We start from the raw sequence: 16178 nt of genomic DNA on the forward strand, positions 1-16178 counted from the left end.
CTTTACTTTACATTCTCAAAAACTATGTGTCATTGAATTTATTCGATCTTTCTTTAAAATTGAACGGTTTTCCGATTAAGGAAGCTCGACGGGTATTGAATTCTGTTCAAAACCTTCATGACGAAGGATTTCGTGATTACATTGAAAAGCAAAAGGCACAAATTGTCCATTATCATTTAAATCACAATCCTTTTTATCAGTCTATCTTTAAAGATACCGAATATACAGCTTGGGACGCCGTTCCTATCATGACAAAAAGGGATTTACAACAACCTTTGATCAATCGATTGTCTGCAGGTTTTTCACCAAAAAACGTCTATGTAAATAAAACCTCAGGTTCTTCGGGAGACCCTTTTGTTTTTGCCAAGGACAAATTTTGTCACGCACTCACTTGGACCATCATTCAGGACCGATTTGGTTGGTTCAATCTCAATTTCAATAATTCTAAACAGGCGCGGTTTTACGGAATTCCCTTAGACAAAAAAGGGTATTATAAAGAACGATTTAAAGATGTGTTAAGCGGTCGGTTTCGCTTTTCTGTTTACGACTTAAGTGACACGGCTCTCCAAGGCTATTTAAAAAAGTTCAAAACCACTAACTTTGATTATATCAATGGTTATACCAGTGCGATTGTTCAATTTGCAAAATTCCTGGAAAAAAGAGACTTGATTTTAACCCACTTCTGCCCTACTCTGAAAGCGTGTATCGTGACGTCAGAAATGCTGTTTGAAAATGACAAGCTGCTCATGGAAAAACATTTCGGTATTCCAGTTGTGAATGAATATGGAGCCTCCGAGTTGGATTTAATAGCGTTTCAAAACCCTAAAAACGAATGGATTGTCAATAGCGAGACTCTTTTTGTGGAAATTATAGATGATCAAGATCAAGTTTTGCCTTACGGCGAGGAAGGCCGTGTGGTCATTACCTCATTATACAATAAAGCCCATCCCTTTATTCGCTATGATATTGGAGATGTTGGAATCCTCTCGAAAAAAAGTACACTTCAAAAACCTCAGCTCGAAAAAATAATTGGTCGAACCAATGATCTTGCCATCTTGCCAAGTGGAAAGAAAGCCGCTGGACTTACCTTTTACTATATTACCAAAAGTATCGTTGAAGATGATGGCAATGTCAAGGAGTTTATGATTGAGCAATTGGATCTTCAGACCTTCAAAATTATCTATGTCAGCGATGTGAAACTATCGGATAGCCAGACTAAATTTATAATTAAAGAAATAGAAAACTATCTTGAAAAAGGATTAAAAATTATCTTTGAGCGTCAACCCCGTTTAAAACGTTCTAAATCAGGAAAATTAAAACAATTTTCATCATTATTAAATAAGACATGACCATAACCATTATCGCTGGAGCACGCCCAAACTTCATGAAAATAGCACCCATTATCGAGGCTATCAAACAGAAACAATCAGAAGGGGTTGCTATGCATTATCAATTGATCCATACCGGCCAACATTATGATAAAAACTTGAGTGATACCTTTTTTGAAGAATTAAACATTCCGTTTCCAGATATCAACTTGGAGGTAAAAAGCGGCACGCAAGCGGAACAAACCGGCGCTATTATGATAGGGTTCGAGAAGGTTTTGGCTGAAAATCCGACAGATTTGGTCATGGTAGTTGGTGATGTTACCTCAACCATGGCCTGCACCATTGTGGCAAAAAAAGCAGGGATAAAAGTGGCCCATGTCGAAGCAGGAATTCGTTCAGGAGATCTCAATATGCCAGAAGAAATAAATAGAATTGTTACCGATAGCTTAACCGACTATTTTTTCACCACCACACCTTTAGCTTCACAAACCCTTGAAAATCTTGGCGTGCCTGAAAACCAAATTTATTTTGTGGGCAATGTAATGATTGATACGCTCCGTAAAAATGAAGACCGTCTCCAACAACCCAAACTATGGGAGGTGTTACAACTGCAGGAAAAAAAATATATGGTCCTGACCTTACACCGGCCAAGTAATGTAGATGAAGAACAGCAACTCAAAACTTTAATTACACAATTGACCCAATTGGGGAAAGACTTTCCCATCATTTTCCCGGTCCATCCAAGAACCAAAAAACTTTTGGAAGGATTAAACTTAAATTTTGAAAACCTCCATTATGTGGCGCCTTTGGGGTATTTAGAGTTCAATTATCTTGTTAAAAACGCCTTTGCTGTACTGACGGATTCTGGAGGAATTACAGAAGAAACCACAGTTATGAACGTGCCCTGTATCACTTTAAGAGATACAACAGAACGACCGGAAACTTGCACTTTAGGCACCAATGTATTGGTAGGGAATGATCCAGAGAAAATTTCGGACGCTTTTGAAAAGTTATTTTCTGGCGATTGGAAAAAGGGTGAGATCCCAGAATTATGGGACGGTCATGCTGCAAAACGCATCATCAACCATCTCGTGGACCTCTACATAGTGTGATGAAAGAGATACTGATCATTACCAGTTATTTTCCCCCTGAAATTGGTGCGGCATCCAATAGGATTTTTCATTTGGCAGAAGGTTTAAAAGAGCGAAACTTTAAGGTTTCCGTCATCACACCATTGCCCAACTATCCGACAGGTAAAATTTTTACACCCTATCGTGGAAAATTTAGGCATACTTCTGACGAAAAAGGGATGACCATCCATCGGTTATGGATTTACGCTACGGTTTCAAAAAATAAAGTCATCCGTTTGTTGGCGATGCTCTCCTACAGTCTTAGTCTCATCTTATATTTCTTATTTCATAAAATTCCAACAACGGTTATTGTACAATCGCCCCCACTTTTGGTAGCTTTTACGTGTTGTACATTTCTACGGTCAAAAAAACGCAAGCTTATTCTCAATGTCAGTGACTTATGGCCACTTGCTGGACTGGAACTGGGCGCTTTGAAAAAGAACTTTAGTTATCGTGTTTTAGAGCGCATTGAACATTTAAATTACAAAAAGGCAAATTTGATTTTGGGTCAAAGCGAAGAAATCCTGACCCATATTAAAATCCTTTTTCCTAATAAAGAAACCTTCCTATATAGAAACTATCCTGACTTTGGTATTCCGGCAATAAGTCCTCCAATTGAAACAGCTCCTGGTAAAATCAAAATGGTTTATGCCGGATTACTGGGAATTGCCCAAGGAATTTTAAGACTTTGCCAAGAACTCGATTATGAACATATTGAACTCCACATTTATGGTTCTGGGGCAGAACAGGTGAACATAGAAAATTACATTGAGGCGCATCCAGAGTTGCCCATTAGCTATCATGGCGAAGTTACGCGGGAGGTGTTGCACCAAGTGCTTTTAAAATACGATTTAGGCATCATTCCGCTACGCAATAGGATTTATGGATCAGTACCCTCAAAAATATTTGAATACGCTAGAATAGGGCTACCTATGCTTTATTTTGGAGGTGGTGAGGGAGAAAGTATCGTTACAAAGTATCAAATAGGCTGGGCGGCGAAGTCGGGTGATTATAACGATTTAAACAAGACACTTTCAAATCTCAAAAAATCCAGTCTCAATGAAGACTTCAGGGAGCACATTAAAGCCTCCGCAACACGTCACTTCGATTTTAACAAACAATTGGACACATTAGTTCAACGACTTTAATAGGCTTTTTCATCGCCTTTTATAGCGTTCATGAAGGTTCTTAAAATAATTCTTAGATCGAGCAATAAAGACCAGTTTTCAATGTAAAAAATATCATATTTTACACGCCCAATAATGTCCTTATCCGTCTCAATTTCGCCTCTGAACCCACTTATTTGAGCCAATCCCGTGATGCCAGGTTTCACAAAATGCCTGACCATAAACTTATCAATTCGCTTTGCATACATGCTGGTATGACTCACCATGTGCGGTCTTGGCCCTACGACGGACATATCTCCAAAAAGAACATTGAAAAACTGTGGTAATTCGTCAATACTGGTTTTTCTTAAGAACTTCCCTACTCTCGTCACGCGTTGATCGTCTTTGGTGGCTTGGTTAAGGTGGGCATTGTTGTTTGGGGTCATCGATCTAAACTTATAACAATCAAACTCTTTATAGTTAAACCCATTTCTGGACTGTTTAAAAAACACGGGGCCTTTGGATTCCAACTTGATCAAAATAGCGATCAAAGGCGTGAGCCAAGATAAAATTAAAACAATAACCATGCTTGAAAAAACAATATCAAAACTCCTCTTTATCACCTGATTTACAGAATCTTCTAAGGGGATGTTTCTTAGTGAGAGTATAGGGATATAATTGTAATACTCATATTTCAGTTTTTTGGCATAGATCTCTTTGTTGTCCGGTAAGAATTTTAGGATTTTGAGATTGTTATCGGCAAAATCGGTAATTTCCATGATTTGCGCATTTGAAAGCTCTGATATGGAGCAATAGATTTCATCAATTGCATTTTCCTTAATATATTCAAAGCAAACATGGAGATCAACATCTTTTTTATCACGAAAGCTAAAGGTTTTCTTGTGAATGTACCCATATTCTGGATTCCTATTGAAAAAATTCTCTAAGGCCAACGTTTTCTTATTAACCCCTAAAATGACCGTATTCCGATAGTTTCCGCCAAATGCTATGCGATATTTCTGAAGTAAGTAATACACCGCAAATTTGAAGATGGTAATACACAAAAAGACTGAGAGCACATATTTTATAACCGTTTTAGGCGCGATATTAAATTGCTGATGATACCCTGAAAAGGCAAAAATAATTAAGGTGAATAGAATCATCTGACGCAACACCAAAGAAAGGATAGTCACTTCTCTGGTATATCGATACACTTCATAGAATTTTGAAGCTATGGATAGAATCACCCAAGCACTGGACACCACCAATACAAACAGGATGGGATCAATATTTTTGAAAAAATAAAAAACCGCAAGACCATTGATGACACTTAAATCTATTACATATGAAATAGGTCTTAAATACCCAGAATATCGGCCTTGCTTAAAAGTATTCACATTATTTTTTTATATGGTTGGTAAAATCTTTATGTGCACTTTTATAAAGTTCTTCCTCTGAAAGACTTTTGAAATAATTGTAAGTAATCATCATGCCTTCTGCCCTTCCCACCTTAGGCTCCCAATCCAATAACCTTTTAGCCAAACTAATGTCTGGTTGTCTTTGCATTGGATCATCGACCGGGAGGTTTCTATAAACCACTTTTTGATTGGTATTGGTAAGCTTTATGATTTCCTCAGCAAAATCCTTAATCGAGATTTCGTGAGGATTACCAATATTAACAGGATAGGCATAATCACTGAATAACAGTCTGTAAATGCCTTCTACTTGATCATCAACATAGCAGAAAGATCGGGTCTGTGAGCCATCACCAAAAATGGTTAAATCTTCGCCTCTTAGGGCTTGTCCCATAAACGCAGGAATAACGCGCCCATCATTGAGTCGCATTCGCGGGCCATAAGTATTGAATATTCGCACGATACGGGTTTCAAGCCCATGAAATCTATGGTAGGCCATAGTTATGGATTCTTGAAAACGTTTGGCTTCGTCATATACGCCACGCGGACCAATGGTATTGACATTGCCGTAATAGTCCTCCCTTTGTGGATGTACCAAAGGATCACCATAAACCTCAGAAGTAGACGCAATGAGCAATCTGGCTTTTTTCGCTTTGGCCAACCCCAATAAATTGTGCGTACCCAAAGACCCCACTTTTAAAGTTTGAATGGGGATTTTTAAATAATCGATAGGGCTTGCAGGCGATGCAAAATGAAGGATATAATGCAGTTCTTCCTCTATGGCAATATGCTTGGTAACGTCATGGTCAATGAACGTAAACTGTGGATGATGTTCTAGGTGTTTTATATTGTCTGGACTTCCTGTAATGAAATTATCCATGCCAATAACATTGAATCCTTCTTTTATAAAGCGATCGCTTAAATGAGATCCAAGGAATCCTGCGGCTCCTGTAATGAGTACATTTTTAGACATTAAATTCGAATTATTATAAGCACATTTCATCATCAAATATGCAATTAACTCATTGATTGAACTACAATGATTTGATTTTTCAAATATAATGTGTTATTTCAATTTGGAGTTCAACAAGTTGATAATTATATACGGTATTGAACAAAATGGTAACGAAGTAAAAATTGTTGTTGTAAAATAAACATCGCTTAACGACTGAGATCTATTTAATCTTAAAAAGTTTAAAATCAATAGAGATTAAGGATCATGATTTGAATATTCTTTCTTTTAGAACAAGAAAAATAAACTTTGTGTTACCAAAAAGATAACGCTTCCACATACGTTTTGGTTCTTGAATAAAACGGTAAAACCATTCCATTCCTGTGTTTTGCATCCATATGGGCGCACGTTTTACCTTACCGGATACCACATCAAAGCTACCTCCAACACCCATAATAAAGTTGACATTGCTAAGAAGTTCCTTGTTCTCGTATAAAAAGTTTTCTTTGGTGGGAGAGCTTATGGCCACAAAGAGAATATTGGCACCACTTTTAGATATTTCTTTCGCTATTTCCCGCTCTTCTTCTTTTTTGAAATAGCCATTTCTATAGCCAGCGATAATGTTTGGCGAATAGGCCTTAGAATATATATTTACAACTTCTTTGACCACGTCCTCCTTGGCTCCAAAAAAAAATATTTTGGTGTTGTTTCTATGTGCACATTCCACCAAATTTATCATCAGATCAATACCTGCAACGCGTTCTTTTAAAGGCTTTCTTAAAAACCGAGAAGCCCAAACCACAGCTTGGCCATCGGCATTTATTAAATCACTTTCATTAACACTTTTACGCAATTGCAAATCAGATTGCATGGCTACAATTTTGCCTGCATTTACGACGGTGTGATGTATTTGCTTTTTATTCTTAATGGCATTTTCAACAATCGCCAGTGTTTCTTCGGTAGAATAGTTATCTATAACCGCATTAAGAATTTTAATCCTGCTCATTGCTCTTTTGATTCGACAAAATAATAACTAAACGCATAAAACATCCAGGATTGAGCCCATCTGATATAAGGGATTCCTGATGTAAAATGCTTCTTTTTTTGATAGTAAAAATACCCTTTTGGAGATTGCATGTTATTGATCGTCCAATTAAGAACACGATCTACCAGTGCTTTCTGAGACGTAAAATTACCACATTTTGCCAAGGTAACAATTAATTGTGCGGGGGCATGAATGTCAATTGGAAATATGCTGTTATTGTAATATTTGGAAATTCCTTCGTCAGTGAAAAACGTATTTAAATAATAAGTCATTCCTATATCAAAGTGTTCATCATAGGAGGTGTCTCCTGAGACTGTACGATAGACATGAATACATTCAAGATTATATCCCGTATGAAAACTATCTATCCATTGGTGGAAAGGCAAAGTTCCATAGCTCCATGATCCATTGTGATACTGCTTTTTACACACGTAGGAGACTACTTTTTTGGCTTCGTCCAATAAATGGGCCTCTTGGGTATATTTATAAACCAAACTCAGTAATTTGGCACCTAACAAACCTGCATTATAAACTTGGGTATGATCTAAAGGTGAATATGAAAAGGTAAAATCGCCGTCATCGTCATAGGATTTGTTCAAATCGTTCAGAATAAATTTAGAGGCACTAATAGCGGTCTCCAAATACAGCTTATTTTGAGTCATCTCATAAGCTTCTAAAAGCGCTTCTGAGATAAAGGTTGTGGCAACTACAGTGGGCGTGAATTTTGGCTGAAAAAAGGCTCGCGCTTGCCAATCAAAATTATAGCCCCAACAAGCTCCGGAATAACCTTTGGTTTGAAGACTGATGATGTGATGGGCCAACGTGTTTATTTTCTCTAAATGGGCTGGGTTTTTCTCAAGCCTATAAAGATTACAATATCCCGTCAAAAAAAGTCCCAATCCCTTAGGATTGTAATCCTTTTCAACCCCAAATAAAGGACGTAAATTAATCGGACTTCTTTTAAAAAGTTGGATCCAAGCCAATCTGAATACTCTGGATTTTCCTAAAACCGTCTTCTGAATGATCCAACTGTTTAAACCATCATAGGGATCCCATCCTTTAAAGTTTTCTTTTTCACAATATGCCTTGAGTTTTTCAAAGCTCTCACTCATCTGATGGTATTCCAATTTTTTCTGACAGTTTAAATATTAAACCAAATAACACAATCCAAAAGATGGACGAAGAATGCGGAAGCTCTAAAATGACATTAAAAGCACAAAAAACCACCATTCCAAACAAACTTAAGGTCAAAAATAAAATTTCTTTATCCATTCTTAAGCTTTTATTGGTGAAAAACTCTTTAATAGGATAGAATAAAAATACAATTGACAGAATACCAATATGAATGGCCATAGATAGAAATGAGTTATGGGGAGCCGTAAGGTATATTTCATCGCCAATAATCCTAGGACTCTTTGGCACATCGGGATATAGTGAATTCAAGTTTTTAATGGTCTCTTCGGTGCCATATGGGATTCCAAACCCATCACCAAAAATAAAGTAGTTGTTTGCAATCCGTAACAAGGAATCTTTCCAAAATAATAATCGCCACTTTACATTAACGTCTGTAAATGAAGGGATAAAATAAAAAACCAATACTATCGCAATAAAAAGAGACATCGTTAAAATAATTCTATGATTTCTTGAGCTCACCACAAACAGATAAGCAATGTAAATCATGGATAAACTCAAATATGTCGAATCGTGACCGGTAGAAAACGAAACAATAAAAACGCTGGCGAAAAGTATATTTTTCAGTAATTTATCCTTAACATTAAGCAAAATATAACTGGCTAAAATAAAAATACCCATCATTATTATGGGCGAAAAATACCATCTTTCAAAAAAAGGATTTTTGCCTTCGTAAAGAAAAACAAAAGGAATGTATAAAATTTGCACTGTTACACACGCCAAGCCAAAATACATTACGGATTGAGCGAAATTCTTGCGTATGGTCTTGTTTATAAAAACCGACTTCATAATGACATAAAGACAAATGCCATAACCAAAGATCATGAATTGCCTTAAAATAATTTCTACATTCTCAATCCCTGGATTAAAGAAAGAATATATTAAGTAGAAAATGGCCATTAAAAACAATAACTCTATACTTCTGATGCGTGGAGAGAATTTAAAATAGGGAATGCACAAAAGTACCATGATCAACAACATCACATCATGGGCATAGAAAAACGGAGGAAACAAAGTGAGCGTGGAATATGATTTTGCAAAAGCCAATAGAAAGACCAAATCCAACGCTAAAAGAAAACTAATACCTTTGATTACCTTTGATTTCATGTTCTTTTTGGACGCATTAGAATAAGGGCATAAAAGAAGCTAAAAAACACGATTCCTTGTTGCCTTTCTAAAACATCTTCGGTCATAAAAAACGTCAAGGTCATAATTAAAAACCAAAAATACAGACTATCGATTTTAATATCTTTTAAGTAAGGCCCGAACAGGGTTATAAAAAACAGCAAAAATCCAAAAACACCAAAAGCTGCTAATATTTGGAGATATTGATTATGTGGTCCAAATCTTCGCTCTGCAGCAAAATCAAAACCTTTATCAATATATTCGCCAACGAGATCATGCCTCAAATCGCCTGGACCAACACCTAAAACCGGGTTTTCTAAAAACAAATTGAATGTGGAGCTCCACTTAACCAATCTAATAGAAAGTACATTCCTGGTGTCCTGATTATCTGTTATTTCCATTTTGGTTCTTTTAAGCTGCTGAATCTTATCAATCTTAAAGGGGTTGAGAATATAAAAAGCACTCGCCATGATAATAACAAGAAATACCGCACCAAACTTATAAGGTTTCCTTTTTATCAAAGAGAACAAGAACAACACCGTCACGCCCATTAAACATATAATAGCAATTAAAGACTTAAGCAAAAAAATGTTTATGATTATGAAAATCGCTAAAAGAAGCGCTAAAAATTTCTTGGGTTTAAAAAGATACTTGACCGTCAAAACCAAACTAAACATCAAAAACAACGATACAACAGTAGGATGCCAATCAGAAAAAATCCTTGTTAAACCATAAGATAAAAACTTATAGTAATCACCTTTAGCTACCCTAACGATATAACGCTCCGTTTGAATGATGTCAACAACGGCATACACATCGGCGATAAAGACAAATAACACTGTCGAAAAGAGAAAAATAAGCAGTATGTTTTTTTTAATTTTATCATCAATCACATCGCTAATAAAAACCAGTGGAATGAGCAGATAAGACAAATGCATAGTGATTTGATCAAAGCCACTTGACAAATCATTTGTATAAAATAAACTTAATGGGTATAACAAAAAAAAGAAAGGAAGTAAAAACGGAAGAATTGTAGTTTGACTTTTTATTTCTTTGTATTGCTTGGTCACCAGCCACAGCAAGAATAGTAATGCGATAATAACACCTTCAAAATTGTAAATTCCTGAAGGTATCATAAAAGCCAACACATACATTACATAGATATAGAGGCTTTTTAAGTTTGCTTGTGACAACATATTTAGCTAATTGTTTGCGGCAAACCAATATTTAAACTATCTATTATTTTAAATGTAGTTTCAGTGGTAAGCCTTATGGATTCAAAGCTTATTGGACTGACAGTGCCTTCTTTTATCGAAGTCAAAAATGCTTCTACTTCCTGTTTATGTCCTTTTGAGCTGGACTTTATTTTTGTGATTTTATTTCCTTCATGCAGTTCTCCAGACCTAAAATCGTGGATTCTACCAGTTTTACCGCCTCCAAAAACTTCAATCATTTCTTTTGGCAAAGATTTGTCGCCATTGGCCAAATAATTAAGACTTCCTACAGAGCCGTTTTTAAACTTTACTATTATAGAAATAGTATCATCAGCTTTCAGTTTCTCATTAGTGGTGTTGATACATTCCGCATAAACCTTAATAGGTGCAGAATCCGTGAAATATTGCATCAAATCTATAAAATGGCACATTTCGCCAATGATTCTTCCACCACCAATTTCAGGGTTTTGTGTCCAATGTTCTTTGGGAATAAATCCTGCATTTACTCTTATATTTACAAATACAGGTTCAGTTAAATTCTCGAAGGCCTTTTTAATGGCCTTAGAAACATCTGCAAAACGTCTGTTAAACCCAACCATAAGCGCGACGTCTGCTTCTTTATAAGCCGCCTCAACGTCTTTTAGCTCTTCTGGAGTCATGGCTAAGGGCTTTTCTACAAAAACGTGCTTATTGGCCTTTAAAGCACTAATCGCATATTGTGCGTGTGAGTTATGAGGTGTAGCAATAAAAACCGTATTGATTTGAGGATTTTCCATAACATCATCCGCATTTGAAGAAGTATGGTTAAATCCGAATTTTTCAGCGACATTTTTAGATGTAATTCCCTTAGTTGTAACCACAGTGTCCAATGAGGCCCCCGCAGTTTTAACATTGGGAATCAAATAACTTTGGGCAAAACTTCCCGCACCTATAAATCCGATATTGATGTTTTTAACAGGATTTGTATTGACTTTAAACTTTGTAACGTTTTTTAGTGAATTACTATCATCATATTTTAATAAAAGGCCTAGGGAAAATTCTTCTACTTTTCCTAAAACAATATCATAAGCTTTCTCAGCTTCCACAATATCAAAGACATGAGTGGTAAGAGGTTTTAAATTGACATTTCCATTAGAAATTAATTTTAAAAAAGCTTCCATATTTCGTTGTTCCGTCCAACGCACATAAGCATAAGGATAATCTTGACCGTTTTCTTCATAATTCACATCATAACGACCAGGACCATATGAACATGACATCCGCAGATCCAATTCCTTTCTAAAAAAATGAGGATCTCTTGGGATGTCCATTTTCACCGCGCCCACGACAACTATTTTTCCTTTTTTACGTGCGATCTCCGCTGATAGTTCAATTGGATCATTGGACGGTGTGGCAGCAGTGATAATAATACTATCAAAACCATGTCCATTTGTAAAGTCGTCTATTGTAGGCAAAAGATTGGAGTCACTTCTTAACATTGCATTATCTGCGACTGTTTCATTGGCAAGTGCTACCAATCTGGAAGATAAATCAATACCAAACACATTGCAACCATTTGCTTTTAGAAGTTGACATGTGATCTGGCCCAATAACCCCAAACCGATGACACAAACATTATCCCCAATAGTTGGTTCGCTTTGCCTTACACCTTGCAGCGCAATTGCTCCTAAAGTTGTATAACTGGCATCTTCAAAGGAGACATTATCCGGTATTCTTGCGATTAAATTTTGCGGTACGGCTACAATTTCAGAATGTGATGCATAATCTTGTCCGGCACACGCCACTCTATCGCCAACTTGAAACATGTTGTTAGTGTCCATGGATGCACTAACAACTCCAGATGTACTATATCCTAAAGCTTTTAAACTATCTAATTTTGTTTTTACCTTGTCTAATGTAGCCTTTAAACCTTCTTTTTTGATGTTTTGAATTACTTGCGCAACTAAATCTGGCCGTTGTTTTGCTTTTCCAATTAAGCTGGCCTTACCAACTTTAACCGTACCTCGCTCCGTCCCGGCACTTATTAATGAAAATTTGTTTTCAACCAAAACCATGCCTTCTGAAATTGAGGGCAAGGGCACATCATCAACATATAACTCACCCGATTTAAAATTTTGTATGACTTGTTTCATGAATTTGAATTATTACCAACTGCTGTTAGTTGAGTGCATTTTTTTAAGAGTAGTAGTTACTTCTGAATATAGTCCTTATACTGATTATCATAAATATATGTGATATTGTCATACATTTTTTCTAAATCATAAACAACTTGCCACGTCCTACCTTCATTATTAAATTGGCCTACGCCTACCTCAACAATTTTCTTTTCTGATGGCACCTCTTTTCTGATTACTGTAAAATTTTTATACTTTGATCCAAGTCTCTGATCTATTTGAGCCTCTCTCCCATTGAAATCCAAGACCATGTTTTCCTCAGTATTTTCAAATTTGAGATGCAAGTAAAACCTGGTATCTACATCTACATCAATGTTTGTTGGTTTTATAAAGTAAACAATATTCCCGTTAACCAATACATCGTAACCTTCCGGGTACATCATAAAGTAACCTTGGCCTAATGCCAATTCAAATTCTTTTAAATATCTCGTTGATTTAATGTTTTTAGCATATTCATTTCTATAGTTACGGATATCTTGACCTAACATTCCTGATTGAATCGTTGTGGTCCAAACCCTTCCCACATTATCATATTGGCCTACTATAATTTCATATTCGCCTTCCACCTTAGGCAAAACAAACTTGTGGACGGCAACGTTATTATAATTTTTACTCAAACTATCATTTAAGTTTATGTCGGAAGGTGGTAAATTAAAATTTTGCAAACTTCCGTTTTTTGGAATGACATCAACAAAGAAGTTGGTTGTTTTATCTTTTTCTGAAGGATTGGCTTTAAGCATATAAAGTGTATTATTCTTTAAAGCGATATCATAGCCTGAAGGATTTTTTACAAAATAACCCTCAAAAAGTGCCTCTTCAATTTTGCGATCTTCAAAAGCCGTTTCTGATGTTGATATTTCTGAGACTTCGTCAGCTTTACTGCGTTTGGAATCCTGTTTACAGGATACCACAATCATTACTAAAGCCAGAATAACAATTAATTTTTTGAGCATTTTATTTTAGGTTAATTTTAAAATTCTTTAGACTTTAATTTTATTTAGCATAGACATGATCGTCTCTTGTATAGTGAAGGTTCTCATGTCTTTTTTAAACATTTCCGATAAATGATAGGTTGTTAAAGCGGTTTTTATCAAGTCTCGGACGCTATAGTTAAAATCAACATTGCCATGGTACAAATCTACGACATATTTATACATTTCATCATGCCCTTTAATACGTTTAATGCTGTTTCTATTATGCTTTTTGCCGTTTTTTGTGATGAAATACATTCTTTGGTAATCGTCAATATGATAGGTTTCACCCTCAGTACGTATCTCTATTTTTTCCTGGACCCCTCTCAAGGAGTTACCTTTATCAGATACTGTGATATTTGCAAGTGACCCGTTACTGTATAAAATTGATACGGCAAAGGTCTCGTCTTTAGACGCACTTTTTAGCATGTTCAGTTCTACCGGTACTTCGTCTTCTAACCAAAAATTACAGATATCAATCCAGTGAGTTAAATTGCCTGTGATGCGCGTGCCTTGGTTTTCCCAGAAATACCAGTGATTGTCATTTATGAGTATTTCTTTTATAGAGATATTGATAACCGCTCTTTGACCTTTCAAACGCTTCTTGATTTCCTGATTAATTGGGATATATCTCCTATTATATCCTATTTCAATTTTAGCTCCATTTTGGTAAAGTTGGACTAATTTTGAAATGTCATCTAAAGTGACACATGGGGGTTTTTCTATAAAGAAAACTGTATTTGGATTGATCTTAAAAATCTCCCCAACAATCCGTGTATGATCAGAATGATAGGTGGCTATAATGACCAATGGCTTTTTCACCAAAGTTAGTTTTTCATAACTCTCTTGTGGTACCAAGCCACTGAATTCGTAATTATAGGATGTTTTGTAATAATCAGCATAGGTTGAGACATAATCAATGCAATAAATCCGCTTTAAATTCTTCAGATTAGGTGCTATATAAACACGTGAATAATCACCTAAACCATATAAAAACACACCCTCTTCATAGGTTGGTGAAATGGCATTTAAGGGGATCTCCTTTTTTTCAGAAATGACTATTGGTTTAATATTGTCCTGATCAGAATATTCCTTTCCAACAAATTGATTGAAGTTCAAGTTGGTGTTTTCAAAAGAATAATTGCAACTTTCATTAAACTCAAAAAAGGCATTCCTAATCACAAAATTCTCAAGTTCCCTTGAAGTTTGAAGGCTAAAGTTTAAATAAGTTTTATTTTGATACTTAACCCTTATGATGGTTTTATATTTATGTAGATCCAACAACCTATTCTTTTTGGATCTTATTTTCGCTAATGTCCTATTAAAACCTTCAGCAAAAAGGAAAAACCAAACCTTTCGAAGTTTATGTTCAGCTTCTGGCCTATCCTTGATCACTCCGTGTTCAATTTGTTCTACAGAAATCAATTCATCATACTCCAGAGCATCTAATCTATTAATCTCAAACATATGCTTCTTCTAATATAGTTTCAAAAATAACATTAAGATCCCTGTCAAAACGGTCTAGGGAATAATATTCGCTAAACTGAGAACGACAGTTGGTGCTCATTCTCATTAATTGTGGCGTATTGTCAAGCATCTTTACAATTGTATCAGCTAACATCCTTGGTTCGTTTTTGGGTAAAAGAATTCCTGTGTTTTGATCAATAATTTCAGGGATAGCCCCTTCATAGGTAGAAATTACAGGAAGTCCGTATTGTAAAGCTTCTAAAATAACTAATGGAAACGCGTCGTTGAGTGTTGGGTGTACAAATATTTTTGACGATTCAAAAAAAGCGTTTTTCTCAGCACCAGTTTTTAAACCATGTACAATGACATTTTCCTTTAATCCATAGGACGCTATCCTATCATTTACTCCTTGCAAAATATCCGCATTTACAGTGTCACCAACAATATTCACTTTAATCAAGGGCCGTTTTTTAATGACCAATTGTAATGCTTCTAAGAGAACAAATATACCTTTAGAAGGAAATAAGTTGGATAAAAACAGAATATCATCCTCTTTTTCCTCTATGTTAAACAACGACGTACCTTTTACTTTTTTTATTCCGTTTTGTAGTGTATAGGTTTTTGTATTGGTTAATTTCAACGGGGTTATTTCACTAGCCAATAGGCCATCTGAGAGATGGATTATAGTGGCATTATTAAATACCCATCTGTAAATCTTCAATAAAAAACCATATTTAGTAATATTATCAGCAATTCCTTTCCCATGCAAATGATAAACTGGACGTACGCCCATTACTTTAATAATGAACACATACAGTAAATCTCTATAAAAAGTATTGTTGGCTGGGGAAATTGTAAAATAAATGAAATGTGGTCTAAATTCGACGCATTTCTTAATTAAATTAAAGCCAATTTTAAAAGTGCGCACTATCTTTTTAAAACTTATTTGAGAAAGTGTTTCCAGGTTAGTTGAAAATTTTAGCTCGACATAATCTTTTTTGAAAGATCCATCAAAAATATCCAAATTATAAATATGTTCATTTAAAACGGAGACGCCATG

At 35.6% G+C, this 16178-nt stretch carries 13 protein-coding genes; 3 read left to right on the forward strand and 10 right to left on the reverse strand.

Annotated elements, in window-relative coordinates:
• Positions 1-32 precede the first annotated feature (32 nt).
• Genes VLZ86_RS12260 through VLZ86_RS12270 form a run of 3 tightly spaced genes read left to right on the forward strand, consistent with a single transcriptional unit; the run spans position 33 to position 3606 of the window.
• On the forward strand, positions 33-1349 hold the full coding sequence (locus VLZ86_RS12260; RefSeq protein ID WP_325451733.1) for a phenylacetate--CoA ligase family protein: 1317 nt from the start codon (positions 33-35) through the stop codon (positions 1347-1349).
• A complete protein-coding gene (gene wecB / locus VLZ86_RS12265; RefSeq protein WP_325451735.1) occupies positions 1346-2440 on the forward strand; it encodes a non-hydrolyzing UDP-N-acetylglucosamine 2-epimerase in 1095 nt (364 codons plus the stop codon). The genes VLZ86_RS12260 and wecB overlap by 4 nt, the downstream gene beginning before the upstream one ends.
• Positions 2440-3606, forward strand: coding sequence for a glycosyltransferase family 4 protein (locus tag VLZ86_RS12270; RefSeq protein WP_325451737.1), 1167 nt, complete (start codon positions 2440-2442; stop codon positions 3604-3606). The genes wecB and VLZ86_RS12270 overlap by 1 nt, the downstream gene beginning before the upstream one ends.
• Here the strand turns inward: VLZ86_RS12270 and VLZ86_RS12275 are convergent.
• The 10 genes from VLZ86_RS12275 to VLZ86_RS12320 form a co-directional block, all read right to left on the reverse strand.
• Positions 3603-4961, reverse strand: coding sequence for an undecaprenyl-phosphate glucose phosphotransferase (locus tag VLZ86_RS12275; RefSeq protein WP_325451738.1), 1359 nt, complete (start codon positions 4959-4961; stop codon positions 3603-3605). The genes VLZ86_RS12270 and VLZ86_RS12275 overlap by 4 nt on opposite strands.
• 1 nt (position 4962) lies before the next feature.
• On the reverse strand, positions 4963-5952 hold the full coding sequence (locus VLZ86_RS12280; RefSeq protein ID WP_325451741.1) for a UDP-glucuronic acid decarboxylase family protein: 990 nt from the start codon (positions 5950-5952) through the stop codon (positions 4963-4965).
• 244 nt (positions 5953-6196) lie between these two features.
• On the reverse strand, positions 6197-6937 hold the full coding sequence (locus VLZ86_RS12285; RefSeq protein ID WP_325451743.1) for a WecB/TagA/CpsF family glycosyltransferase: 741 nt from the start codon (positions 6935-6937) through the stop codon (positions 6197-6199).
• Positions 6934-8088, reverse strand: coding sequence for a delta-aminolevulinic acid dehydratase (locus tag VLZ86_RS12290; protein ID WP_325451745.1), 1155 nt, complete (start codon positions 8086-8088; stop codon positions 6934-6936). The genes VLZ86_RS12285 and VLZ86_RS12290 overlap by 4 nt, the downstream gene beginning before the upstream one ends.
• Entirely contained in the window at positions 8081-9274 is a 1194-nt protein-coding gene (locus VLZ86_RS12295; RefSeq protein WP_325451747.1) for an O-antigen ligase family protein, read from the reverse strand. The genes VLZ86_RS12290 and VLZ86_RS12295 overlap by 8 nt, the downstream gene beginning before the upstream one ends.
• Entirely contained in the window at positions 9271-10488 is a 1218-nt protein-coding gene (locus tag VLZ86_RS12300) for an O-antigen ligase family protein (RefSeq protein ID WP_325451749.1), read from the reverse strand. The genes VLZ86_RS12295 and VLZ86_RS12300 overlap by 4 nt, the downstream gene beginning before the upstream one ends.
• A gap of 2 nt (positions 10489-10490) precedes the next feature.
• Positions 10491-12638: a bi-domain-containing oxidoreductase gene (locus VLZ86_RS12305; RefSeq protein WP_325451751.1), complete on the reverse strand. Its 2148-nt coding sequence runs from the start codon at positions 12636-12638 to the stop codon at positions 10491-10493.
• Between the two features lie 56 nt (positions 12639-12694).
• Positions 12695-13633, reverse strand: a complete 939-nt coding sequence (locus VLZ86_RS12310) for a hypothetical protein (protein ID WP_325451753.1) — start codon at positions 13631-13633, stop codon at positions 12695-12697.
• Between the two features lie 27 nt (positions 13634-13660).
• Entirely contained in the window at positions 13661-15118 is a 1458-nt protein-coding gene (locus VLZ86_RS12315) for a hypothetical protein (RefSeq protein ID WP_325451755.1), read from the reverse strand.
• Positions 15111-16142, reverse strand: coding sequence for a glycosyltransferase family 4 protein (locus tag VLZ86_RS12320; RefSeq protein WP_325451757.1), 1032 nt, complete (start codon positions 16140-16142; stop codon positions 15111-15113). The genes VLZ86_RS12315 and VLZ86_RS12320 overlap by 8 nt, the downstream gene beginning before the upstream one ends.
• Between the last annotated feature and the right edge of the window lie 36 nt (positions 16143-16178).

This window comes from Gelidibacter sp., assembly GCF_035515035.1.
GTDB lineage: Bacteria > Bacteroidota > Bacteroidia > Flavobacteriales > Flavobacteriaceae > Gelidibacter.